Consider the following 20,348-nt stretch of genomic DNA (forward strand, 5'->3'; position numbering starts at 1 on the left):
ATGAAAATATTGGTGATCGGCCCTTCGTGGGTGGGTGACATGATGATGTCGCAGAGCCTTTACCGGACATTAAAGGCTTTGCATCCTAATGCAGAAATTGATGTGATGGCCCCAGCCTGGTGCCGCCCGCTGCTGGATAAAATGCCGGAGGTCAATCAAGCATTAGCTATGCCGTTAGGGCATGGCGCACTGGCATTAGGCGAACGCCGTCGTTTGGGGGTCGCCCTGCGTGAACGTAAATATAATCGCGCTTATGTGCTACCAAATTCTTTCAAATCTGCCTTGGTTCCTTTCTTCGCCAATATTCCTCTGCGCACCGGCTGGCGCGGTGAAATGAGATATGGGTTGCTCAATGATATTCGTACACTGAATAAAGAAGCTTTCCCATTAATGGTGCAACGCTATGCCGCATTGGCTTACGATGCAAAACCCAGTAGTGCGGCAGACCTGCCTCAACCATTACTTTGGCCTCAACTAGATGTCAGTGATGAAGATATTGCTGAATCCACCGCAGCATTCAATATTTCTGATCATCGTCCGATTATCGGTTTCTGTCCCGGCGCAGAGTTTGGCCCGGCCAAGCGTTGGCCTCACTATCATTACGCTGCGTTAGCTCAACAGCTTATCACTCACAAGGGCTATCAAATTCTGCTATTTGGCTCTGCCAAAGATCACGAAGGTGGAGAAGATATCCGCAAGTCACTGACGGAAGAAGCTCGTGAACACTGTATCAATCTTGCTGGACAAACCTCTCTTGAACAGGCAGTCAATATTATCGCTGCCTGTGATGCTATCGTCACCAACGATTCCGGTTTGATGCATGTCGCCGCAGCGCTTAATCGCCCTCTGGTTGCACTTTACGGCCCAAGTAGCCCCGATTTTACGCCGCCATTATCCGATAAAGCGGAAGTTATCCGTCTTATCACTGGCTATCACAAAGTCAGAAAAGGTGACAGCGCACATGGCTATCATCAGAGTCTGATTGATATTCAGCCAGAGCAAGTTATCGCTTCCCTGGAAAAATTATTACAAGCGGAGAACCAGAGTTAATGCGGGTTTTACTGGTTAAAACTTCTTCTATGGGCGATGTCCTCCATTCGCTCCCTGCGCTGACTGATGCAGAAAAAAATTTACCTGATGTCCGTTTTGATTGGGTAGTAGAGGAAGGTTTTGCTCAAATCCCCGGCTGGCACAATGCGGTTGATCAAATCATTCCTGTAGCTATTCGCCGCTGGCGTAAAAACTGGTTTAGCCCAGAAATTCGTGCAGAACGTCGTTTATTCAAAGAAAAATTAAAATTACACCAATATGATGTCATCATTGATGCTCAAGGGTTATTAAAAAGCGCATTTTTGGTCACTCGATTAGCTTATGGTCCTAAACATGGTTACGACCGCAAAAGTATCCGTGAGCCACTAGCGAGTTTTTTTTATGATTGCCGTCATGCGGTCAGCAAGCAACAACACGCGGTAGAACGTATCCGGGAATTGTTTGCTGTCAGCCTGGGTTATACCAAACCGGCAGCACAGGGTGATTATGGGATTGCCCGTCATTTTCTGAATCAGCATCCAGAAGACCAGAGTAATTATCTGGTTTTTCTTCATGCTACAACTCGCGATGAAAAACATTGGCCGGAAAGCCATTGGCGGCAACTTATTACTGAAATTCAGCCGACAGGTGTACGAATTAAGCTCCCTTGGGGCGCAGAACATGAATACCAACGTGCGCTGAGACTGGCAGAAAACTTCCCTCATGTGGAAGTACTACCAAAGCTGACTTTGGCACAAGTGGCCCAAGAGTTGGCCGGTGCAAAAGCCGTTGTTTCTGTAGATACTGGCCTGAGCCACCTCACTGCCGCATTGGATCGCCCTAATATCACGTTGTTTGGCCCGACAGATCCAGGACTCATTGGTGGCTATGGCAAAGAACAAATATCTTTAAAAGCGGAGGATGGGAATATCAAAAGTATTACACCATCGAAAGTATTATCTCATCTTCAAAAAAATATTGGCTGATTAATTATTAAATCTGAGGCGTTTCTGGTAGACGCCTGATTTTTTAGTTGTTAACTGAAAACAGATAATTGGCTATAAATCATAGCCCATATTATCTATTTTCCTATTCAAACGCTAAAATAAGCGATTTATAATAATATATTTAAAGTCATATTTCCCCATTAATCCAATAATGACAAATATATTATTTAATTATTTTTAACGAAAATTAAATAATATCAATCCCTGCTTCAAATTTTATATTATTAATAAAGTTAATTCTCATTTTAAAATAATATATTTAATAATCAACCTAATTTAGGCAGTATTATCTGCCCAAAATTAAGTGAATCTCTATTAATGTCATTGATCATGTTAATTTTATTTTATTAACTATGATAACCTCTTCCATTGATAATATTCAGCTAATGTCATTCCTTGAACCTGAGGCTGTAAGTAGTTAAATAGTGCCTCTAGATCTTGATAAAGTAATTCAATCTGCTCTTCATTTTTAAATGTCGGGCTACCACCAGGCATAAATTCAGATGAGTGCAGCATAAATTCAACATAATCACAGCCTTCTGCTAATGTTTGCTGGACCACTTTTTTCATTTGCTCCAGATTTCCCCCTTTTGGCCTTAACCAGTTAACAGAGGGAGAACGCTGTTTCCCACGTAAGCTATCATATTTCTGTTTAAGGAAATTCATCAACGGAGGGTGTTTATATTGAATGCTCATAGGGACTTCCAGCAAAGAAGAATCACCTTCTTTAGCAATATTCTGCAAGTCCATAAAATAGGCATAAGATGGAAAGTGACGATAATCAGTTCCACCGTTACCATTAGGATCGCCTTTGGTAAAACGCCAATTAACCCGTGGTGTTACTGAACAATCGACTTGATAACCATATTCCACCAACAATTCAGCATAATATTCATTAAATGCCCAACGACCTGCCCGATGGCTTAACATTTTAATCTGTAGTTTGTCTTCCAATAACTTAGTCATCAGATCAACTTTGGCTCTAACTTGTTCTTTTGGAAATTCAATCAGATAAGGTTTATAACGCATATCATCGTCTGTCAGAGGAACAAGTGGTGGATTATTCCAGGCATGTAAATGCATACCAATTTCCCCCTGCCCTCTGGCAATAATATCTTTGGCAAATTCAATGTATAAATCATCCATTGCCATTTCATAGTTCGTCAACCAAACTGGCTTAAAACCAAAGCGTTCACATAAATGCTGAAATCTTGGTAAATAATGGGTATTTTTTGTCGAGATCTGACCGTGATTTTGCCACAGGTCATCGCCCTCAGTATCAATAGTGATAATAAATGCAGGTCGAGTCATCAGAATATGCCCACAATAGAATAAAATGATGGCTTTATAGTACGCAGATCTATAAAATAGTGCAATTATCTTATCATACGTATAGCAGTTCTATATCTTAATTAAATTTCATGCTTCGTATTGTTAAATCAACAATATAGATGTTATTTCAGCTCATAACATACTTACTATTAAGCAATATATGGAAATATCAGAGAATATTATTAATTTCGGTTTCGGTGACTGTAAAGTAACAAACTTTGCTTTCCTAGGCGATAAATTTGATCCCTCTGTGGAACATTTTGATGTTTTCTTTGGCGTAACCAATGATTATTTAAGGCATGCAATAACGACTACTGCCTCAATAATTGAGAATAACAAAAACATTAGTTTTGTATATCACTTTATTTCTTCTGATGATTTATTAAATTACCAATACTCTATTGAAGAATGGATTAAAGATAAGAAAATAAAAATAATCATTCATGAATTAAAGGATACTGTACTTAACAATAAGGAATTTGATAGTAAATACTCAATCGCTGCCTTTTTCAGAATATTATGTCCTTACTTTTCTAATAATGACTACTCTCTATACGTTGACAGTGATGTCATATGTATAAATAATATAGAAGACCTATTCATAAAATCAAGTAACAGTCCATTAAAAGCTGTCAGAGATTGCTATTCTTCAGCAAAATCAAGAATTGATTTTTTAGGTCTAAAAGATAACAATTATTTCAATTCAGGAGTTCTTGTTTTTAATAATAAACCCTGGCTAGAAAAGCAATTAACTAAAAAAATCATTAATTTTGTTTTAAATGATACTAGAGAATTTGATTTCCCCGATCAAGATGCTATAAATGGTTGCTTGTCCAACGAGATAGAATGTTTAGATGATAAATACAATTATTTAGTAAACTCGCAAGAAGTAAATTCAAACATATTAAATACAGATAAAATTGTATTCTTACATTTTGCTGGTGATAAGAAGCCCTGGTTCCCATGGTATTCACAATTACCGTGTTCAAAACTCTACATAAAAGCCACAGCTTATTCTCCCTGGAAAAACTCACCTTATATTTTAGAAACTAAAAATATAGTACAATTAAGAGCAGCTTATAAATTTTACGCAAAAAATAAAATGATTATCCATTTTCTAAAATATTATGCAAAGTACCGATACTATAAAATGAAATTATAAATATTTTGTATCTATAAAAGCGCTGATAAAGTCATCAGTGCTTTTATTACTATATCTTTATTAAATAATCCCAATAAATAGAAATCCAATATGTACACAATATCATAATATCTAATGGATTGAGAATATCTTATCCGTTATCGCTACGTAGATATCAGACAATGGGATATCACCTATTTTCCCATTTTTACTAATGAGTTGGGTTGCATTTTTATTTCCAGGTCCCCAAACGTCATTATTTACAAACTTACCATGAAGATCATTACCATATAATGCGATTGTATTTTTTTCATAAGCGGCTGCCACATGGACTATTGATGTATCCGGAGAGATTATTAAATCAGCATTCTTTATTATTTCCACCGCACTCAAAAAATCACCAAAGGGGTTACAGATACTCCCATTCAAATAAGAAAGGGATTTTAACTTATCAGATTTACCAATAAGAATAATATTAACTTTCCTATCCAAGCTTTTAAAATAATCAACAATACCAATTAATTGCTCTCTGGATATATCTCTTTTCCTTTCCGCCGCAAATGGATTAATGACTACGGTAATACCATCTAATAGTCCTAATAAAAAATTATTTACTTTTTCAATCGTATCCGCTGGAATATGAATATCATATCTCATATTATATTGATTAATATCCATAGCGTGCAAAAGAAGTTTATATCTTTCTGTAATATGAGAGTTATATTCCAAATATTTAATGCTCTTACTATAAGTGTTAATATGTTCTTTATTAAATCCAATAACATATTTAGCATTAATTATTCTTATGAATAAAAGATAGATAATGGGTATCTGTTCACCCATATCAATGATCAGATCAAAGTTTTCCTTTCTTAAGGAAAATGCTAATTTTATAATATCAAAAGTTTTTTGGGGATAAAAATATACTCTGCCAATATATGGATTACTCTCAATCACACAGTAGTTCGCTTTCCCTGATAATACATGGAGCTTTATCCCTTTTTTGTCCAACTCTCTAAAAACAGGCGTGGATACAATCATATCACCAATCTTATCATCATCTCGCAAAAATAAAACTTTTTTGATGTCTGATGATATAAAGTTATCTCTTCTGATTTTATCGACAAATAATTTTAAAAAATTAAATTTTAGAGATTTCAAAAAGTAATTTCTTTTTCTATTCAGTTCTCTTAATTTCTGGAACTTTTTTTTATTCATTATCTTATCTCAACAACCAAGCTTAAAAATCTGATACAACAATGTTTATTTTTTTAGCAAAGTTAAATATTTTGCCAAAATAATATCTAAATCAAACCTCTTATACATCTCCTCTGTAATTACAGGTGGCTCATAGCAAACAAACTTCATTTTCTCTGCAAGCGAATCAACTGTCAGATCTGATTTATATTTTTCCAATTCACCAATCATAATTTCATTAACGCCACCAGGACACATCGTGCTAACAATTGGCGTATCGCAAATCAATGATTCAATCAGTACGTTACCTAATCCCTCGCTATCAGAACTCAAGACAACTGCTTTAGCTCCACGGATAACAGGTAATGGGTTTTCAAGGAATCCCGTTAAAATAACTTTAGACTGTAAGTTTAAATCCACAATCTTCTGCTTTATCTGTTGAGTAATTGCTTCATCTCCGTGGCCAACAATCAATAACTTACATGGAATATCTGCTTTTGCAAACGCTTCTAATAAACGATCATGCCGCTTAACCCGATGAAATCTACCAACATGTAATAAATAGGTTTCATCCGAATAAAGGTTATTTTGCAGAGATTTTTCTTTAATATCTGGGATATTAAAAGGATTATAAATCGTCACCGTTTCATTAGGCGTAAGTAACAAATTATTTTTTAAATCTTTCCCTACAGCATCAGATACGCAAATTAAATTCCGGTTATTATATGTCCACTTAATTTTTTGTTTCTTGATCCAGCGAGATAATCCCGTCTTATTACCAAGATATGAGCTAGAGAATACACCATGAATACAAAACCATACATTTAACCCCGCTAACACTTTTGATTGCACGACAATACGATCAGTTTTATGCAAGTTTGAGACAATCAATGCAGGGATTCCCTTGCGAAGAAAAACTTTTTCTAAAACTTTATCCATAGATTTAGCCCGACGGCAAATCTCAGTCTGTCTTCTAAAAATCCCTTTGTACCCATCAGCATCAATGATTAATTCAATACCATCAGGTACTGAATATTCACATTTCTCTGCCAAAGAGAGCAGCGTAACATCATATCCCCTCTGTTGCAGACCATCACAAAGCCGAATAGTGACATTTTCTGCACCGCCACCAGGTAATCCATCAATGATAAATAATATATGTTCTTTCATGATGAGAGCACCCTTTCATATAACCCAATGAGCTGTTGTGATAAATGTTCCGGTGTATAACTGAGTATTCCCGTTCTTGCTAATTCTGACATTTTATTATTCAAATGATTTGAAGGCGTATTCTGAATCGCTTCCGTAATATCTGAGATAGCCAAAGCATCACAGACAAACCCGTTATTCCCAGAAGTAATAAATTCAGCGCCTCCACATGTCGTACTGGTTATTACCGGAAGCCCGCAAGCCATTGCCTCCAGTATCACATTTGGAAACGGATCATATAAGGTCGGTAGCAATAAGCCATCTGCAAGCTGATAAAAAGGCAATGTTCTTTTCTGAACTCCCATAAACCTGATCCGCTCATTACATCCCAGTGAATTAGCTAACTGCTGATATTTCTTCTCTTCTTTATCCTGCCCCACAACGATTAAATAGGCATCAGTCGCACTCACTGCCTGAATCGCTGCTTTTAATCCCTTCCGCTCAAACCCCGAACCAACATAAACTAAGCATTTAACCTGTAGGGGAAGGTTGTGTTCTTTCCTTAATTGTATTCTCTGAGACTCCGTTGCCGGAAAAAATTGTTTATTGTCTATCGAATTATAAATAACCGATATTTTTTCCTCAGAAAGCCCAAAAACTGTCATGACCTCCCTTTTTACCATTTCCGAGTTACAAATGACCATTTTTAACTCTGGTGCCGAATACATCTTTTGCTCAGCATCCATCACATAACGATGGTAACGACTCGTAAAAAGCAATTTACTTCGCCAAGGAGATAAAACACGCGCACGCTGCTGTAGCCAACGCTGATGAACACCATCACCCGCACGATAAATATCGCAACCCGCAATACGTTCGTGACTTTGAATAAGATCAAATTGCTCTTTTTCCCATATTACTTTAGCAGCTTTGGCAAATCCTCTCTCACGGCTGATGCGTCCCCATTTATGAGGATTTGCTAAATGCACATGCCAATCAGAATTAACGTCTCCCTGCCAGGAGCGCGTAATAACGTTAAGCTCCAGATTTTCATTCCCTAAAGCTTCTAAGGCGCGGGAGACAAAACGTTCTGCACCACCATCCGGACGATATTTCTGCCGAACAATCGCAAGACGTACTAATTTCATAATAAATTTCTCCGGGCGGCAGCAATAACCATATCACTGGGAATGACATTCAGATAACGTATATCCGTTTTAGTATCAACATCATCAGGATCAGGTAAATCACCATAATCACCAGCCCAAATCACTTCACCTTTCGCTTCCCACGGACGCCAGAATACTAACTTTGATGGCCCAAATAAAGCGATAACAGGTGTTTTCAACGCTGCGGCCATATGCATAGCAACGGAATCCATCCCTATGAATAAATTAGCCCCCTCAATCAGCACTGCAAGTTGCGGTAAAGTTAACTGTCCAGCAAAAGAAACCACTCTTTCTTTTGGGCAGTGTGATAAAATCTTCTCCACCATCTCCTCCTCCTTACTATCTGGCCCGGAGGTGACAACAATTGTCCAACCATCAGACTGCAATGCACTAATCGTTTCACTCATCTTTTTTTCATCCCAACATTTAAAAAGCCAGCGGGATGTTGGTTGCACAACAATATATTTTTGATTCACACCACGCTTATCAAGAAGCGCTAAAACAATCTCTTTATCCTCCTGGCGGTAACTCATCGTCACTTTAGTGTTGATCAACGGAAGATTTAACAGCGAAAGAGCTGACAAATTCTGCTCAACAATATGCAAAAACTGGCTATGCTCTGTCGGAACAAGATTTGTGAAGCATTTTTTCCAAAACAGGCTTCGTCGTTTTACTAAATCGAACCCAATACGCACTTTTGCGCCAGTAAATCGTGCCACAAATGCACTATACCATTGATCAGCAAGATTAATAACCAAGTCGTATTGACGATATCTTAATCGTCTAAGCAATCTCCATTCATGACCAAGATGTGCTTTGGTTCCTTGTTTTTTCCATTGTCTGTCTATAGAAAATAGATTATCCACAGCAGAAAAATAAGCCAATATTGGTTCGGTTTCTTTGTAGAGTAAAACATCTATTTCCACCTCAGGATAATTATCCTTAAGGGTATTAATAACTGGTGTAATTAATAATACATCACCATGATGTCGTAACTTTATTATCAGAATACGGTCAAATTGAGTGTGTAATTTACTCATTGCATTCCCAGTATAAAGATACAGATTAAAGAAAAAGCTGCCGCGACCATATGCAGAAGCTGCAAAAAATCCGTGCTACTTTCATATTAATAGAAGCACGATCTTGCTTAAAAATCCTATTTACCTTTCTAATTCTGTTCAGATTCTAGAGGCCATACGCATTTTCATACTTTCTTTGAAGCAATGTGATACTATTGGCACTAATTTATGTAAATGAATTTGATAGAATGTTACTGCGTTTATATCAGGTACTTCTCTACCTTATCCAACCTCTGATTTGGTTGCGTTTATTGCTCCGCAGTCGCCAAGCCCCTGCTTACCGTCAGCGCTGGGGTGAACGCTACGGTTTTTGTGCTGGCAAAGTTGCCGCTGGAGGCATCCTGCTCCATTCTGTTTCCGTTGGTGAGACGTTGGCCGCCATCCCTTTAGTCAGAGCCTTGCGCCATCACTACCCTTTTTTACCCATTACCGTGACAACGATGACGCCAACGGGCTCAGAAAGAGTGCTTTCTGCTCTGGGAAATGATGTTAATCACGTCTATTTGCCATACGATCTTCCCGGTTCTATGGAGCGCTTCCTCAATCAAGTTAATCCAAAGTTAGTCATTATTATGGAAACAGAACTTTGGCCTAATCTGATTTTCCAACTTCACCAACGTAACATTCCTCTGGTCATTGCTAATGCCCGTTTGTCTGCACGTTCTGCTGCGGGATACCAAAAGGTAGGGAATTTCGTAAAAACAATTTTGCGCAGCATTACCTTGATTGCTGCTCAGAATCCTGAAGATGGCGAACGCTTTATTGAACTGGGTTTAAAACGCTCTCAACTGACTATTACCGGCAGTTTGAAATTCGATATCTCAGTAACGCCTGAATTGGCAGCTAAGGCCGTGACACTACGGCGCCAATGGGCCGCTCGTCGGCCTGTCTGGATAGCCACCAGCACCCATGATGGGGAAGAGAGTATTATTCTGGATGCTCATTGCAAGTTACTGAAACAGTGTCCAAGTCTGCTACTGATCCTAGTTCCTCGTCATCCTGAACGTTTTATTAAAGCTGAAGAGTTAACCAAGAAAGCTGGACTCAGCTACATTCTTCGCAGTTCTGATAAAATCCCTGACGCCAATATTCAGGTTGTTATCGGCGATACGATGGGTGAACTGATGTTGCTCTATGGTATTGCCGATCTGGCCTTTGTTGGCGGCAGCTTGGTTGAACGTGGCGGCCACAACCCGCTAGAAGCGGCAGCCCATGCTATTCCGGTGCTAATGGGCCCACATACCTTTAACTTTAAGGATATCTGCGCCAAGCTGAATCAGGCTAATGGTCTGATTACCGTTACGGACAGCCACTCTTTGTTCACCGAAATCAATAGCTTACTGACTGACGAAGATTATCGCCTGTATTATGGTCGCCACGCAGCAGAAGTGCTGCATGAAAATCAGGGCGCACTTCAACGTCTGCTTAAACTGCTGGAACCCTATCTCCCACCTCGGAGCCACTGAATGAGTGACAAAAAACGTCTTTCCGTTGTCATGATCGCCAAGAATTCAGCGGATCTGATAGCAGATTGTCTGACCTCCGTCCATTGGGCTGATGAAATCATCGTGCTCGATTCTGGTAGTTCAGACAATACTTGCCAGATAGCACAGGCAATGGGTGCAAAAGTATTTTCTAACACAGAATGGCCCGGGTTTGGTCGTCAGCGTCAGCTAGCTCAGCAATATGCCTCTGGCGATTATATTTTTATGATCGATACTGATGAACGTGTAACACCAGAACTGAGAGCATCCATAGAACAGGTTCTAACATATGCTGATAACAGCAAAGTCTACAGCTGCGCCCGCCGGAATCTATTTCTTGGCCGTTTCATGAAACACAGCGGCTGGTACCCGGATCGGGTCATCCGCCTCTATGCTCGTGACCGTTATCAATACAATAACAATCAGGTTCATGAATCCCTTGAAACCAATGGTTCGCCGGTTGTTACTCTGCAAGGGGATTTACTTCATCTTACTTGCCGTGATTTGATGGAATTTCAGAGAAAACAGCTAAATTATGCTAAAGCCTGGGCAGAACAGCGTTATGAACAAGGTAAACAGTGCAGTTATTTCTCAATTTTCAGTCACACTTTTGGGGCTTTTTTTAAAACCTGGCTGTTGCGAGCTGGCTTTCTTGATGGTAAACAAGGGCTAGTACTGGCTATTGTCAATGCTCAATATACGTTTAATAAGTACGTCGCGTTGTGGGAAAAGAGACAACAGAAGGGTAAAAATTGATGAAAACCAAAGCCATTTATCCCGGAACATTTGATCCTGTCACCTACGGTCATATTGATATCGTCACCCGAGCCGCGGATATGTTCGACCACGTTCTATTTGCTATCGCCAACAGTGCCAGAAAGAATCCTATGTTTACTCTGGATGAGCGCATTGCTCTGGCAAAAGAGGTGACTTCACATCTGGATAATGTAGAAGTGGTAGGTTTCTGTGAATTGATGGCTAATTTCGCTAAAAAACAACAGGCCACTATCCTTATCCGTGGCCTTCGTTCAGTATCTGATTTTGAGTATGAATGGCAACTTGCCAATATGAACCGCCACTTTATGCCCGAATTAGAGAGCGTTTTTCTGCTGCCATCACAAAATCTCTCGTTTGTCTCTTCATCCTTGATTAAAGATGTCGCTCTTCACGATGGCGATATCTCATCATTCCTGCCAGAACCTGTCGCCCAAGCCATGCTAAAAAAACTGGGCAAGTAATTCACTCCGTTCACTGGAGGCGGCACAAAGTAGGATATTCCCTATGCAACGCCTCCCCTAACTATCCGATATCAACTAATACTGACAGTGACGGCAAAAGAAAGTACTGCGCTGCCCAAGCTTAATACTCTCAATTTTTTCACCACAAATTCGGCATGGCTCTCCTGCTCTGCCATAAACAAACAACTCTTGAGCAAAATAGCCCGGTTTACCATCAGATTGCAGGAAATCCCTGAGTGTTGTGCCACCCTGCTCAATAGATCGTTGTAGAACCTTCTTAATCGTTTCTGCCAGTAAATTGGCTTCACACTCAGTTAAAGTATGCGCGGGACGATCAGGCTGAATATGGGCAGTAAACAACGCCTCATTTGCATAGATATTACCGACCCCAACAACTAATTTGTTATCCATTAGCCAGGGCTTAATCAAGGTTTTTTTCTTACTTGACTGGGTGTAAAGATAAGAACCATTAAAATCATCAGAAAGCGGTTCCGGCCCCAAATGAGCCAATACCGAGCACCGTTCGAGATTATCACTCCATAACCACGCCCCAAATCGTCTGGGATCGGTATAACGCAAAACCTTACCATCTGCCATCACTAAATCCACATGATCGTGTTTCTCCGCAGGGCGCTCCTCTGGCAAGATACGCAAGCTACCCGACATCCCCAAATGGACAATAATCCAGCCACTTGCCAGTTCAATCAGCAAATATTTGGCCCGGCGTTGAATGCTAAGCACAAGCTGATCACTCAACTTCATAATTTCTTCCGCCACCGGCCAACGTAGCCGACCATTCCTGACTACCGCATACTGGATCACATTCCCTACCAGATGTGGCTCTATTCCCCTCCGGCTGGTTTCTACTTCTGGTAGTTCTGGCATGGTAATAACTCCTAACTATGTATATTGTTTCAACTCTATTGCATCTGAGCAGATTAAGATAATCTTTTCATGTATTATTTCCAACCAAACTCAACAGAAACGAAAGCAGATTGATGAATATGTTTAATATTAAAAGTCGTGATAAAAGATCATTATGGAATTTATCCATCATTGGGATTTATATAGCCCTTGTTTATCTGCCCGATATAACGAGATATAAAAACCTGGTTATCGTGCTTATTGGCATTACAGCACTAACCTACCTGGTGACAGATTTTCGTCAAGTGCTGCGCTCCATGCGTAATTCTCTGTTTCTATCCATTCTGCTATTCATTTTAGCCATGTTCTATTCAGTGGCGATTTCCGTCGATCCGGCATTGAGTTTTCAGGAGATGAATAAACCTATCTTAAATGGACTATTATTGTTCAGTTTTACTTTTCCTGTTGTCTTGTACAAAGAAAACAAAGAAAGTATTGCCAAGATGATCCTGTTCTCATTTGCCATTGGTATGCTGGCAATATGCCTCACTGATATTGGTAAATACATTATTAACTACAATAAAGGTGAAATGCCTTTTACTGACTTCAATCACCGAGAATTTTCTTACGGCTTTATTTTCTATTTCCCCATCTTACTGTGTACTTGGGCATTGTGGAAGAAACATACCCTAGTGAGTTGGCTGATACTGGCTGTTGCTTCCGCTATCAGTCTGTTTTTGTTATTAGGTACTTTAGCCCGTGGCGCTTGGGTCGCCGTTGCTGTCATCACTGCTTTTATCATTATTATTAATCGGGAATGGAAGCTGACCATCATAGCAAGTTTAATCCTTAGTTTTTCAGTTGTACTTTCTCACACTACGATCATAGCTAATGAAAATACTAAATTATTATTTTGGAAGCTTACTCAAACTGATAGCAGCCATCGTTATAAAAATGGCACACAGGGTGCTGCTCTTGAGTTAATTCAAGAAAACCCGATTAAAGGCTACGGTTTTGGCAATAAAGTCTATCACAAGGTCTACAATGAACGAGCTGCTGACTATCCAGACTGGATATATCGCACATCCATCGGCCCCCATAATATCTTTTTGGCACTCTGGTTTGCCGGTGGAATCATTGGTTTGATTACCACTTTGCTGATGACCTTCTCAGCGCTATACACGGGTAGCCAAATTATTAGCCGTAACAATGGCGTAATAAAGCAGGCCAGTATTATTCTACTGACGGGATTTATCGGATTATTTATCGTCCGAGGCGCCTTTGAAAATACCTATATCAATGAAATAGGTATTCTATTCGGTCTGATGATTGCTCTACATCAGCAGAAAAACGATTAACCAGACCTCACGGCTATACTATCAAACCGATTATTATGCAGAAATATCCTTTGATATTGTCTGCATAATAAACTTCGCTCGCTGTTCCCAATTAAAACGCTCTGTCACCAACATTTTCGCATAACTGACTTGTGACTTAACTTTTTCTGGATTATCTCTTATTAACTGAATCTGTTGAGCAAAACTCTCCGCATTTTCACTATCAGCAAAACTGACCGCATTCTCATCAGCTACATCACGAATCGAAGGAAAATCGGAGATAACCACCGGCTTATCCATCGCCATATATTCAAATAATTTCAGTGGCGAAGTATAGCGACTACCAATGCTGGTTTTAGTTAATGGCAACAGACAAATATCATTATCTGCAATTATCTGAAAACGTAATTTAGGTTGAATAAACCCAAGAAAATTAATTTTATCGCCAACTCCCATTTGCTGAGCAATCTGCCGCAATTGCTGAATTTGCCCTAGTTCACCACCAGCAATATTTAATACCGCATTTTCAAGGTAAGCCATCGCTTTGATCGCCGTAGGAACACCTTTCCAACGATGCAAGCTGCCCAAATAAAGGATCTGGGTTGGTAATTCACCATCGTCTGATACACGTTTATCTAACGACATCGACTCGACTGCCAACATATCCACACCATCCGGCGCAACAACTATTGGCGTGTTGACATTGTATTCACTAATAATATCATCACTGAGTAACGACGTCAGAACGAAAATAATCCTGGACTGACGATAAACAAAGTGTTCGATTTCTTTCAGCTTCTGATATTTACGCTGATTTTTATTTTTACTTAAATCATGCGATTCTTTAAATGATTGAGCAAAAATTTCATGACTTTCAAAAAATAGCGGAATTTCTGAATGTTCACATAATAAATACTTTGCCATTTTCAGATTACGGGTAAAAACGGCATCTACCTCATTTCTCTTCAACCAATGGGAAACTTGGAAATAGAACATCTTTTGAGTATTGAATGGAAAATACCATTTACGCCGAATATTGCGTAAAGAGATCAGCGTAGCGGATGGTGATAATGGACGTCCCAAGATCTCCTCTGCGGTATTTTTACCTTCAGGCGTAACCAGATATACACTAGCTCCCTGGCGCGCAAATGCATCAACATTCTGCAAAATTTGCAGTGATGCTACCCGATAATCAGGAACCGGATAGGGATCAATATAGGCGATTTTCATTATTTATCGCTTTTAGTAAACGATTTGCTGAATGCTCCCAGGTATACATTGTTTCAATCCGTTGACGAGCTGCTTTTCCCATTTTTTGCCCCCTGTCTGGTTGAGACAATAAAAAATTAACCGCATCAGCAATTGCTGAAGCATCTCCTGGCGTAACCAAGATACCTGAATTACTTTCATTACCGACAACTTCAGGTATGCCTCCAACATAACTGGCAATAACCGGCCTGCCACACGCCATCGCCTCCGCAATCGTAATCCCAAATGCTTCATCACCAATACTTGGGAAAATCCCTGCATCACCAGCAGCATAATATTCAGGTAACTGATCATGCCCTACAGGTGGATGGAAGATGACCTGTTTTTCCAGCCGCAGCGCCGAAACCCGCTTTTCCAAACGTTTCAGATCTTCACCCGCCCCAATAATCAGCAACTTAACATCTTTATCCTGTAGCTGAGCCATTGCATCAACAGCCACATGTATGCCTTTCCAGCCAACCAAACGTCCGGCAAAAGTCAGCAAAAATGTTTTATCACTGATCCCAAGACGCGTTCTGACAGAGGAGTCTATCGGTCTAAATTTATTAATATCAACACCATTGTAAATAACTTTCGGGAATTGTTTAAAATGATGCTGAATCTGCCAGGCATTAAAATAGCTGCATGCCACCCAAGCCGAAATTCGCTTACTCAGCTTTCTGTCACCCTTGAAAAAACTGGTGCCGCCGCTCATATAGCAAAATTTGGTGCGACTCTCTTTTGGCATCATTCGAGGCCAGAAAAAATCAAATGGCTTCGTCAGAATAATCCAGTCAAAATCTTCAGCAATAACCGTATCACGGGCATGGCGAGCAAACGAGTAGCGTTCAATAATACGTTGGAAACGTCGACCAATATTAATCACTTTCTCTCTGGGAATGAATGGAAAAGTATGAACCTGGATTGCTCTTCCATTGAGTTCTGGCTGGATATCACCTTTCCCACCAAAAATATGGATCTCATGACCAGCATCAGTCAACGCTTTCGCAAGTTCCCAGACTGCCGTCTGAATACCACCGTAAGACATAGTTACAGTGACATCAACCAAACCTATTTTCATCTTTTCTTCCTGACGACGTAGTTCCTAGTAACTTTTGCGTTGCCTGCCAGACTTGTTCAACAGATATTGCAGACATCGAGTCTTCGCGGGTGGCTTGCATATAGTGAACCGGATGTTCAATAACCGCCAAATGTGAATGCTGTTGAGGCGCTAAGAAACAGCCTGGGTGAAAACTATGATACATAGCAACCATTGGGATATCTAATGCACCGGCTAAGTGTGTCGGCCCTGTATCAACACCAACATATAAATCAAGTCTACTCATTATTGCTGCATTCTGTCGCATTGTCAGTCTACCAACCAATGAAGTACACTTTTCAGCGCCTAATCTTTTTGCCAGTGACTGTGCAGCCATTTTACCGTCAGTACTGCCTAATAACATAATATGCGACTGGGTATAACGGCTATAAATGCATTGAGCTAATTGGTAAAAATGTTCAACTGGCCAATCACGATAAGCTTTTGCCGGGAAACTTTGTAACTGAAAACCAATCAGGAGTTTGTCCTCTAAATGATTCTGCCGCACAAAATCATCAGCAAAACGTAACTCCTTTTCACTAATACAATAATTCAACCGCCAGTCACTTACCTCAACATCTACCGCACCAGCAAGCATGGCCCGCTCCTGCTGAGCGGGCATCAACACCTTTGGCTTTTCCACAGTTAGCCAATCAGATTGCAACGTGGACTTATCTGAAAACGAAACTGTTAAGCGCGATTTACGTTTTGCATACTGCAATAAAGGTTTATCGTCACTATAGACTAAAGCCAGATCATAATGTTTACGGCTAAACCAACCACACCATTTTGCCTTACCTTTCGAAAAAGCAGTCAATTTATTGATATCATTTATATTTTCAAGGATCTGTTTAGTCCTTTTATGAGCCATAACATCAATATTCGCACCAGGCCATTTCTGTTTTAAAGCACGGATCACCGGCGTTACCAGTAAGGTATCACCAAAACGTGCTATAACAATGACCAAAATATTCTTGATCTGCATAAGACAATTATCTAATTAATCCGCTACAAAATTCAACAAAATATACAAAAAACCATTTTGCATACAATTGATTGCAACAGAGTGATTTAACGAACAATCAACCTTAAAGTAATTTAATATCAATAAGTTAATATTACCTAAAACCATAAGCCAAAGGATCAGGATCAGAATAAATCTTAAAAAATGTTAACGTTTTTTACCTTTAATGCTGTGAAAAAAGATATTTTCCATTTTATCCAACATATTATCTATGCCAAATAAAGCAATTGCCCGCTTTAATGAAGAACGACTGAATTGCAAGCGCAGTTCATTATTATGAATCAACAAATCTAAACTTTTCGTCAATAACGCTGTATTTCTAGGTTCCACGATATAACCCGTTTCACCATCAACGACCGCTTCGGCAATTGCACCAACAGAGGTTGATACAACAGGTATTCCACACGCCATTGCTTGCATAATGCCTTGCGGTACGCCTTCATTACCAAAAGAAGGTAATGCAAATAAATCCATCGCATTCAAACAATCAGGAACATCCTGACGATTACCTAAAAAAATAACGCTATTTGACAAACCCTCTCGCTTTACTAATGGTTCCAATGACTTACGTTGTGGACCATCACCAACAAATAAAAGTTGCCAATCAGGATATTTCTGGTGCAGAACTTTCCAACTTTCTAACAGATAACGATGCCCTTTCCAAGTTCTCATGGTCGCAACGACACCTAATGTCGGTTTATCTTGAATTCCAATCCGCTGACGGCAAACTTTCTTATCTTCTGGTCGGAAACGATCTAAATCGATGCCGGTGGGCACTGATGTCATATGTTGTAACGGATAATGATTATTAGCATGCAGATGTTGACGTAATTTTTCACCTGTAGTCGCAATATGTCGGCACGCTCTCAAATACAACCAACGAGTTGATATTGAATTAGAAACATGGGTAGAAACATGCCTGGTTCTAACCATTGGCGGCATATGCCTTAACGTCGTGCAAGCCGCAGCAACCAACCATGCATCTGTCGAGCTATGCGTATTAATCACGTCAAATTGACGGCCCTCTTTTTTCAACCAACGACGCATAGCAAGAAAGCAGGACAGCCGCTTTTTCTCAATAGGCAGGGCTACTACCGGCACACCATAAGATTTTGCTTCACGGTAGATATTAGAACCAGGACAACAGACAATAACCACCTTGTGTCCACGTCTTATCATTCCTTGGGATTCCGTCAGAATACGGATTTCCTGACCACCCCAACCACAAGAAGATTCCGTATGTAAAATATTTAGTTTTTCTTTAGCCATTTCGGTTTCATATCCAGCCTACCGGAAGGCGTTAGTATAGCGAAACAACATTTTACGTCTACGAATAACAGGATATATATGAAATGCAGAGAAGAATTAGTGAATATCTGTTAAAACTCTTCAGACAACAAAAAACCCGACCTAGGCCGGGTTTTCATCAAATCAACCAAAATTTTATTTAATCTTGGCTTCTTTATACATAACATGCTGACGAACAACTGGATCAAATTTTTTCATTTCCAGTTTCTCAGGCATAGTACGCTTGTTCTTCGTAGTGGTATAAAAGTGACCAGTACCAGCCGAAGAAACTAGCTTAATTTTATCGCGAATACCTTTAGCCATTTTTCAGCTCCTTAGTACTTCTCACCGCGGGTACGAAGCTCAGCCAAAACTGCATCGATACCCTTCTTATCAATCACACGCATACCTTTAACAGATACACGCAGAGTTACAAAGCGCTTCTCGGACTCAACCCAGAAACGGTGGGAATGCAGGTTAGGCAGAAAACGACGCTTAGTCGCATTCAATGCATGAGAGCGGTTATTACCACTCATCGGGCGTTTGCCAGTAACTTGGCAGACTCGGGACATGTCTATTCTCCAAAAATCAAATCAGCTCGAGCTTTGTATTGGGTATGGCCGCCTCGTCAGGCTTAGGAGCCCATCTCAGCAAATTCTACTGAAAAGACTCACATTTACTCAGAAAATGTGCTGAGATAGGCTCTTCTCGCCAAACCAAAGATCCTCAAAGGTGGCGTAGTATACGCCCTCAATCGCCGACGCTCAAGTCCCGCACAACCAAAGATCCACAAGGATCTTGAAAAAGTTAGCTTAAATCCATCCTCGCTCAGCAAATGAGACACAACATTGCCGGCCAATAACCAGATGATCTAGCACTTTTACACCCACCAAATTACAGGCATCAATCACTTTATCTGTAACAATCTTATCTGCCAAACTCGGCTCTGCATGTCCTGATGGATGATTATGAGCCAAAATAATGGATGAAGCATTCACCTTTATCGCTGATCGGACAATTTCACGAGGATGAACTTCAACTTTATTGATTGTGCCTTTAAACATCTCCTCATGACAGATGACTCTATTTTGATTGTTGAGAAACAACACAACAAATATTTCCCTATCACGCCCTGATAATAGATTTTGCAAATACTCTTGAGTCACACTTGGGCTACTCATAATATCTTCATGCATGAACTGGCTGGAAAAAAAACGTTTTGCCAGTTCTGCAATAGCCTGTAATTGTGCATACTTGGCTAATCCCATTCCTTTATGAGAACAAAAAGTGTCATAATCAGCAGAGAGTAAATGGTACAAAGACCCAAATTCTTTCAATAGAAATTCCGCCATTCGTAAAACAGGAAGTCCTCTGGTCCCGGTACGTAAAAAAATAGCCAGTAACTCAGCATCTGTCAGAGAAACCGAACCATAAGCCAGTAATTTTTCTCTGGGAGCTAAATTTGAATATATTTCTCCTGTATTTTCAGCGATATCAATTCCCATATATTCATCTCCCTGCTCTGTTTTACCTGATACAAGCAGTATTCCATGCCTTAAATATCAGGGCGAATATCATTTTCAGGAGCTGCGTAGCCGCTCGCAAACTTATTCTTTTTCACAGTGAAAGCTTAGACTCTGCTCAACTCTGTAATCTCTTGTGAT

Annotated in this window: 20 protein-coding genes; 7 read left to right on the forward strand and 13 right to left on the reverse strand. The window is 39.9% G+C overall.

From position 1 onward, the window contains the following. Complete coding sequence (rfaF, locus tag EAE90_RS06405) at positions 1-1,050, forward strand: ADP-heptose--LPS heptosyltransferase RfaF (protein WP_214052799.1); 1,050 nt, start codon at positions 1-3, stop codon at positions 1,048-1,050. Next, positions 1,050-2,015 carry a lipopolysaccharide heptosyltransferase RfaC gene (rfaC, locus tag EAE90_RS06410; RefSeq protein ID WP_214052800.1) on the forward strand — a complete coding sequence of 322 codons (966 nt, stop codon included), beginning with the start codon at positions 1,050-1,052 and terminating at the stop codon, positions 2,013-2,015. The genes rfaF and rfaC overlap by 1 nt, the downstream gene beginning before the upstream one ends. A 372-nt stretch (positions 2,016-2,387) precedes the next feature. On the opposite strand, the gene EAE90_RS06415 is transcribed toward rfaC, so the two are convergent. Next, positions 2,388-3,347, reverse strand: coding sequence for a polysaccharide deacetylase family protein (locus tag EAE90_RS06415; RefSeq protein WP_214052801.1), 960 nt, complete (start codon positions 3,345-3,347; stop codon positions 2,388-2,390). A 181-nt stretch (positions 3,348-3,528) separates the two neighbouring features. Here EAE90_RS06415 and EAE90_RS06420 point away from each other — a divergent pair, with 181 nt between their 5' ends. Continuing rightward, positions 3,529-4,530 carry a glycosyltransferase family 8 protein gene (locus EAE90_RS06420; RefSeq protein WP_214052802.1) on the forward strand — a complete coding sequence of 334 codons (1,002 nt, stop codon included), beginning with the start codon at positions 3,529-3,531 and terminating at the stop codon, positions 4,528-4,530. A gap of 111 nt (positions 4,531-4,641) precedes the next feature. Here the strand turns inward: EAE90_RS06420 and EAE90_RS06425 are convergent, their stop codons facing one another. From EAE90_RS06425 to rfaQ, 4 genes are read right to left on the reverse strand one after another with little or no spacing between them, the layout of a single operon-like run. Further along, positions 4,642-5,727 (reverse strand): glycosyltransferase family 9 protein, encoded by a 1,086-nt coding sequence (locus EAE90_RS06425; protein WP_214052803.1) that lies wholly within the window; start codon positions 5,725-5,727, stop codon positions 4,642-4,644. A 45-nt stretch (positions 5,728-5,772) separates the two neighbouring features. Further along, the gene (locus EAE90_RS06430) at positions 5,773-6,876 is read right to left on the reverse strand and encodes a glycosyltransferase (RefSeq protein ID WP_214052804.1); all 1,104 of its coding nucleotides are present in this window, start codon (positions 6,874-6,876) and stop codon (positions 5,773-5,775) included. Further along, positions 6,873-8,003, reverse strand: coding sequence for a glycosyltransferase family 4 protein (locus EAE90_RS06435; protein ID WP_214052805.1), 1,131 nt, complete (start codon positions 8,001-8,003; stop codon positions 6,873-6,875). The genes EAE90_RS06430 and EAE90_RS06435 overlap by 4 nt, the downstream gene beginning before the upstream one ends. Next, positions 8,000-9,064, reverse strand: a complete 1,065-nt coding sequence (gene rfaQ, locus EAE90_RS06440) for a putative lipopolysaccharide heptosyltransferase III (RefSeq protein WP_214052806.1) — start codon at positions 9,062-9,064, stop codon at positions 8,000-8,002. Before rfaQ ends, EAE90_RS06435 begins: the two co-directional genes overlap by 4 nt. Before the next feature lie 227 nt (positions 9,065-9,291). On the opposite strand from rfaQ, the gene waaA reads away from it, so the two are divergent. The 3 genes from waaA to coaD are packed head-to-tail and all read left to right on the forward strand — an operon-like array spanning position 9,292 to position 11,825. Further along, on the forward strand, positions 9,292-10,569 hold the full coding sequence (gene waaA / locus EAE90_RS06445; RefSeq protein ID WP_049584951.1) for a lipid IV(A) 3-deoxy-D-manno-octulosonic acid transferase: 1,278 nt from the start codon (positions 9,292-9,294) through the stop codon (positions 10,567-10,569). Next, entirely contained in the window at positions 10,570-11,343 is a 774-nt protein-coding gene (locus EAE90_RS06450; protein WP_214052807.1) for a glycosyltransferase family 2 protein, read from the forward strand. Continuing rightward, entirely contained in the window at positions 11,343-11,825 is a 483-nt protein-coding gene (gene coaD / locus EAE90_RS06455; RefSeq protein ID WP_214052808.1) for a pantetheine-phosphate adenylyltransferase, read from the forward strand. Before EAE90_RS06450 ends, coaD begins: the two co-directional genes overlap by 1 nt. 75 nt (positions 11,826-11,900) lie before the next feature. Here the strand turns inward: coaD and mutM are convergent, their stop codons facing one another. Further along, on the reverse strand, positions 11,901-12,710 hold the full coding sequence (gene mutM, locus EAE90_RS06460) for a bifunctional DNA-formamidopyrimidine glycosylase/DNA-(apurinic or apyrimidinic site) lyase (RefSeq protein ID WP_214052809.1): 810 nt from the start codon (positions 12,708-12,710) through the stop codon (positions 11,901-11,903). A 119-nt stretch (positions 12,711-12,829) separates the two neighbouring features. Here mutM and rfaL point away from each other — a divergent pair, with 119 nt between their 5' ends. Further along, positions 12,830-14,047 carry an O-antigen ligase RfaL gene (rfaL, locus tag EAE90_RS06465; protein WP_246550424.1) on the forward strand — a complete coding sequence of 406 codons (1,218 nt, stop codon included), beginning with the start codon at positions 12,830-12,832 and terminating at the stop codon, positions 14,045-14,047. 33 nt (positions 14,048-14,080) lie between these two features. Here the strand turns inward: rfaL and EAE90_RS06470 are convergent, their stop codons facing one another. From EAE90_RS06470 to radC, 7 genes are all read right to left on the reverse strand, one after another. Next, entirely contained in the window at positions 14,081-15,256 is a 1,176-nt protein-coding gene (locus EAE90_RS06470) for a glycosyltransferase family 4 protein (RefSeq protein WP_214052811.1), read from the reverse strand. Continuing rightward, positions 15,237-16,355, reverse strand: a complete 1,119-nt coding sequence (locus EAE90_RS06475; RefSeq protein WP_214052812.1) for a glycosyltransferase family 4 protein — start codon at positions 16,353-16,355, stop codon at positions 15,237-15,239. Before EAE90_RS06475 ends, EAE90_RS06470 begins: the two co-directional genes overlap by 20 nt. Beyond that, positions 16,336-17,358 (reverse strand): glycosyltransferase family 9 protein, encoded by a 1,023-nt coding sequence (locus EAE90_RS06480; protein WP_214052813.1) that lies wholly within the window; start codon positions 17,356-17,358, stop codon positions 16,336-16,338. The genes EAE90_RS06475 and EAE90_RS06480 overlap by 20 nt, the downstream gene beginning before the upstream one ends. Before the next feature lie 186 nt (positions 17,359-17,544). Continuing rightward, the gene (locus EAE90_RS06485) at positions 17,545-18,666 is read right to left on the reverse strand and encodes a glycosyltransferase family 4 protein (protein WP_214052814.1); all 1,122 of its coding nucleotides are present in this window, start codon (positions 18,664-18,666) and stop codon (positions 17,545-17,547) included. A 174-nt stretch (positions 18,667-18,840) separates the two neighbouring features. Then, entirely contained in the window at positions 18,841-19,008 is a 168-nt protein-coding gene (rpmG, locus tag EAE90_RS06490) for a 50S ribosomal protein L33 (protein WP_010847629.1), read from the reverse strand. Positions 19,009-19,019: 11 nt separating this feature from the next. Then, positions 19,020-19,256 carry a 50S ribosomal protein L28 gene (gene rpmB, locus EAE90_RS06495; RefSeq protein WP_011148921.1) on the reverse strand — a complete coding sequence of 79 codons (237 nt, stop codon included), beginning with the start codon at positions 19,254-19,256 and terminating at the stop codon, positions 19,020-19,022. Positions 19,257-19,496: 240 nt separating this feature from the next. After that, the gene (radC, locus tag EAE90_RS06500; RefSeq protein WP_214052815.1) at positions 19,497-20,189 is read right to left on the reverse strand and encodes a RadC family protein; all 693 of its coding nucleotides are present in this window, start codon (positions 20,187-20,189) and stop codon (positions 19,497-19,499) included. Between the last annotated feature and the right edge of the window lie 159 nt (positions 20,190-20,348).

The sequence above is a fragment of the Photorhabdus caribbeanensis genome (assembly GCF_018448885.1).
Classification (GTDB): domain Bacteria; phylum Pseudomonadota; class Gammaproteobacteria; order Enterobacterales; family Enterobacteriaceae; genus Photorhabdus; species Photorhabdus caribbeanensis.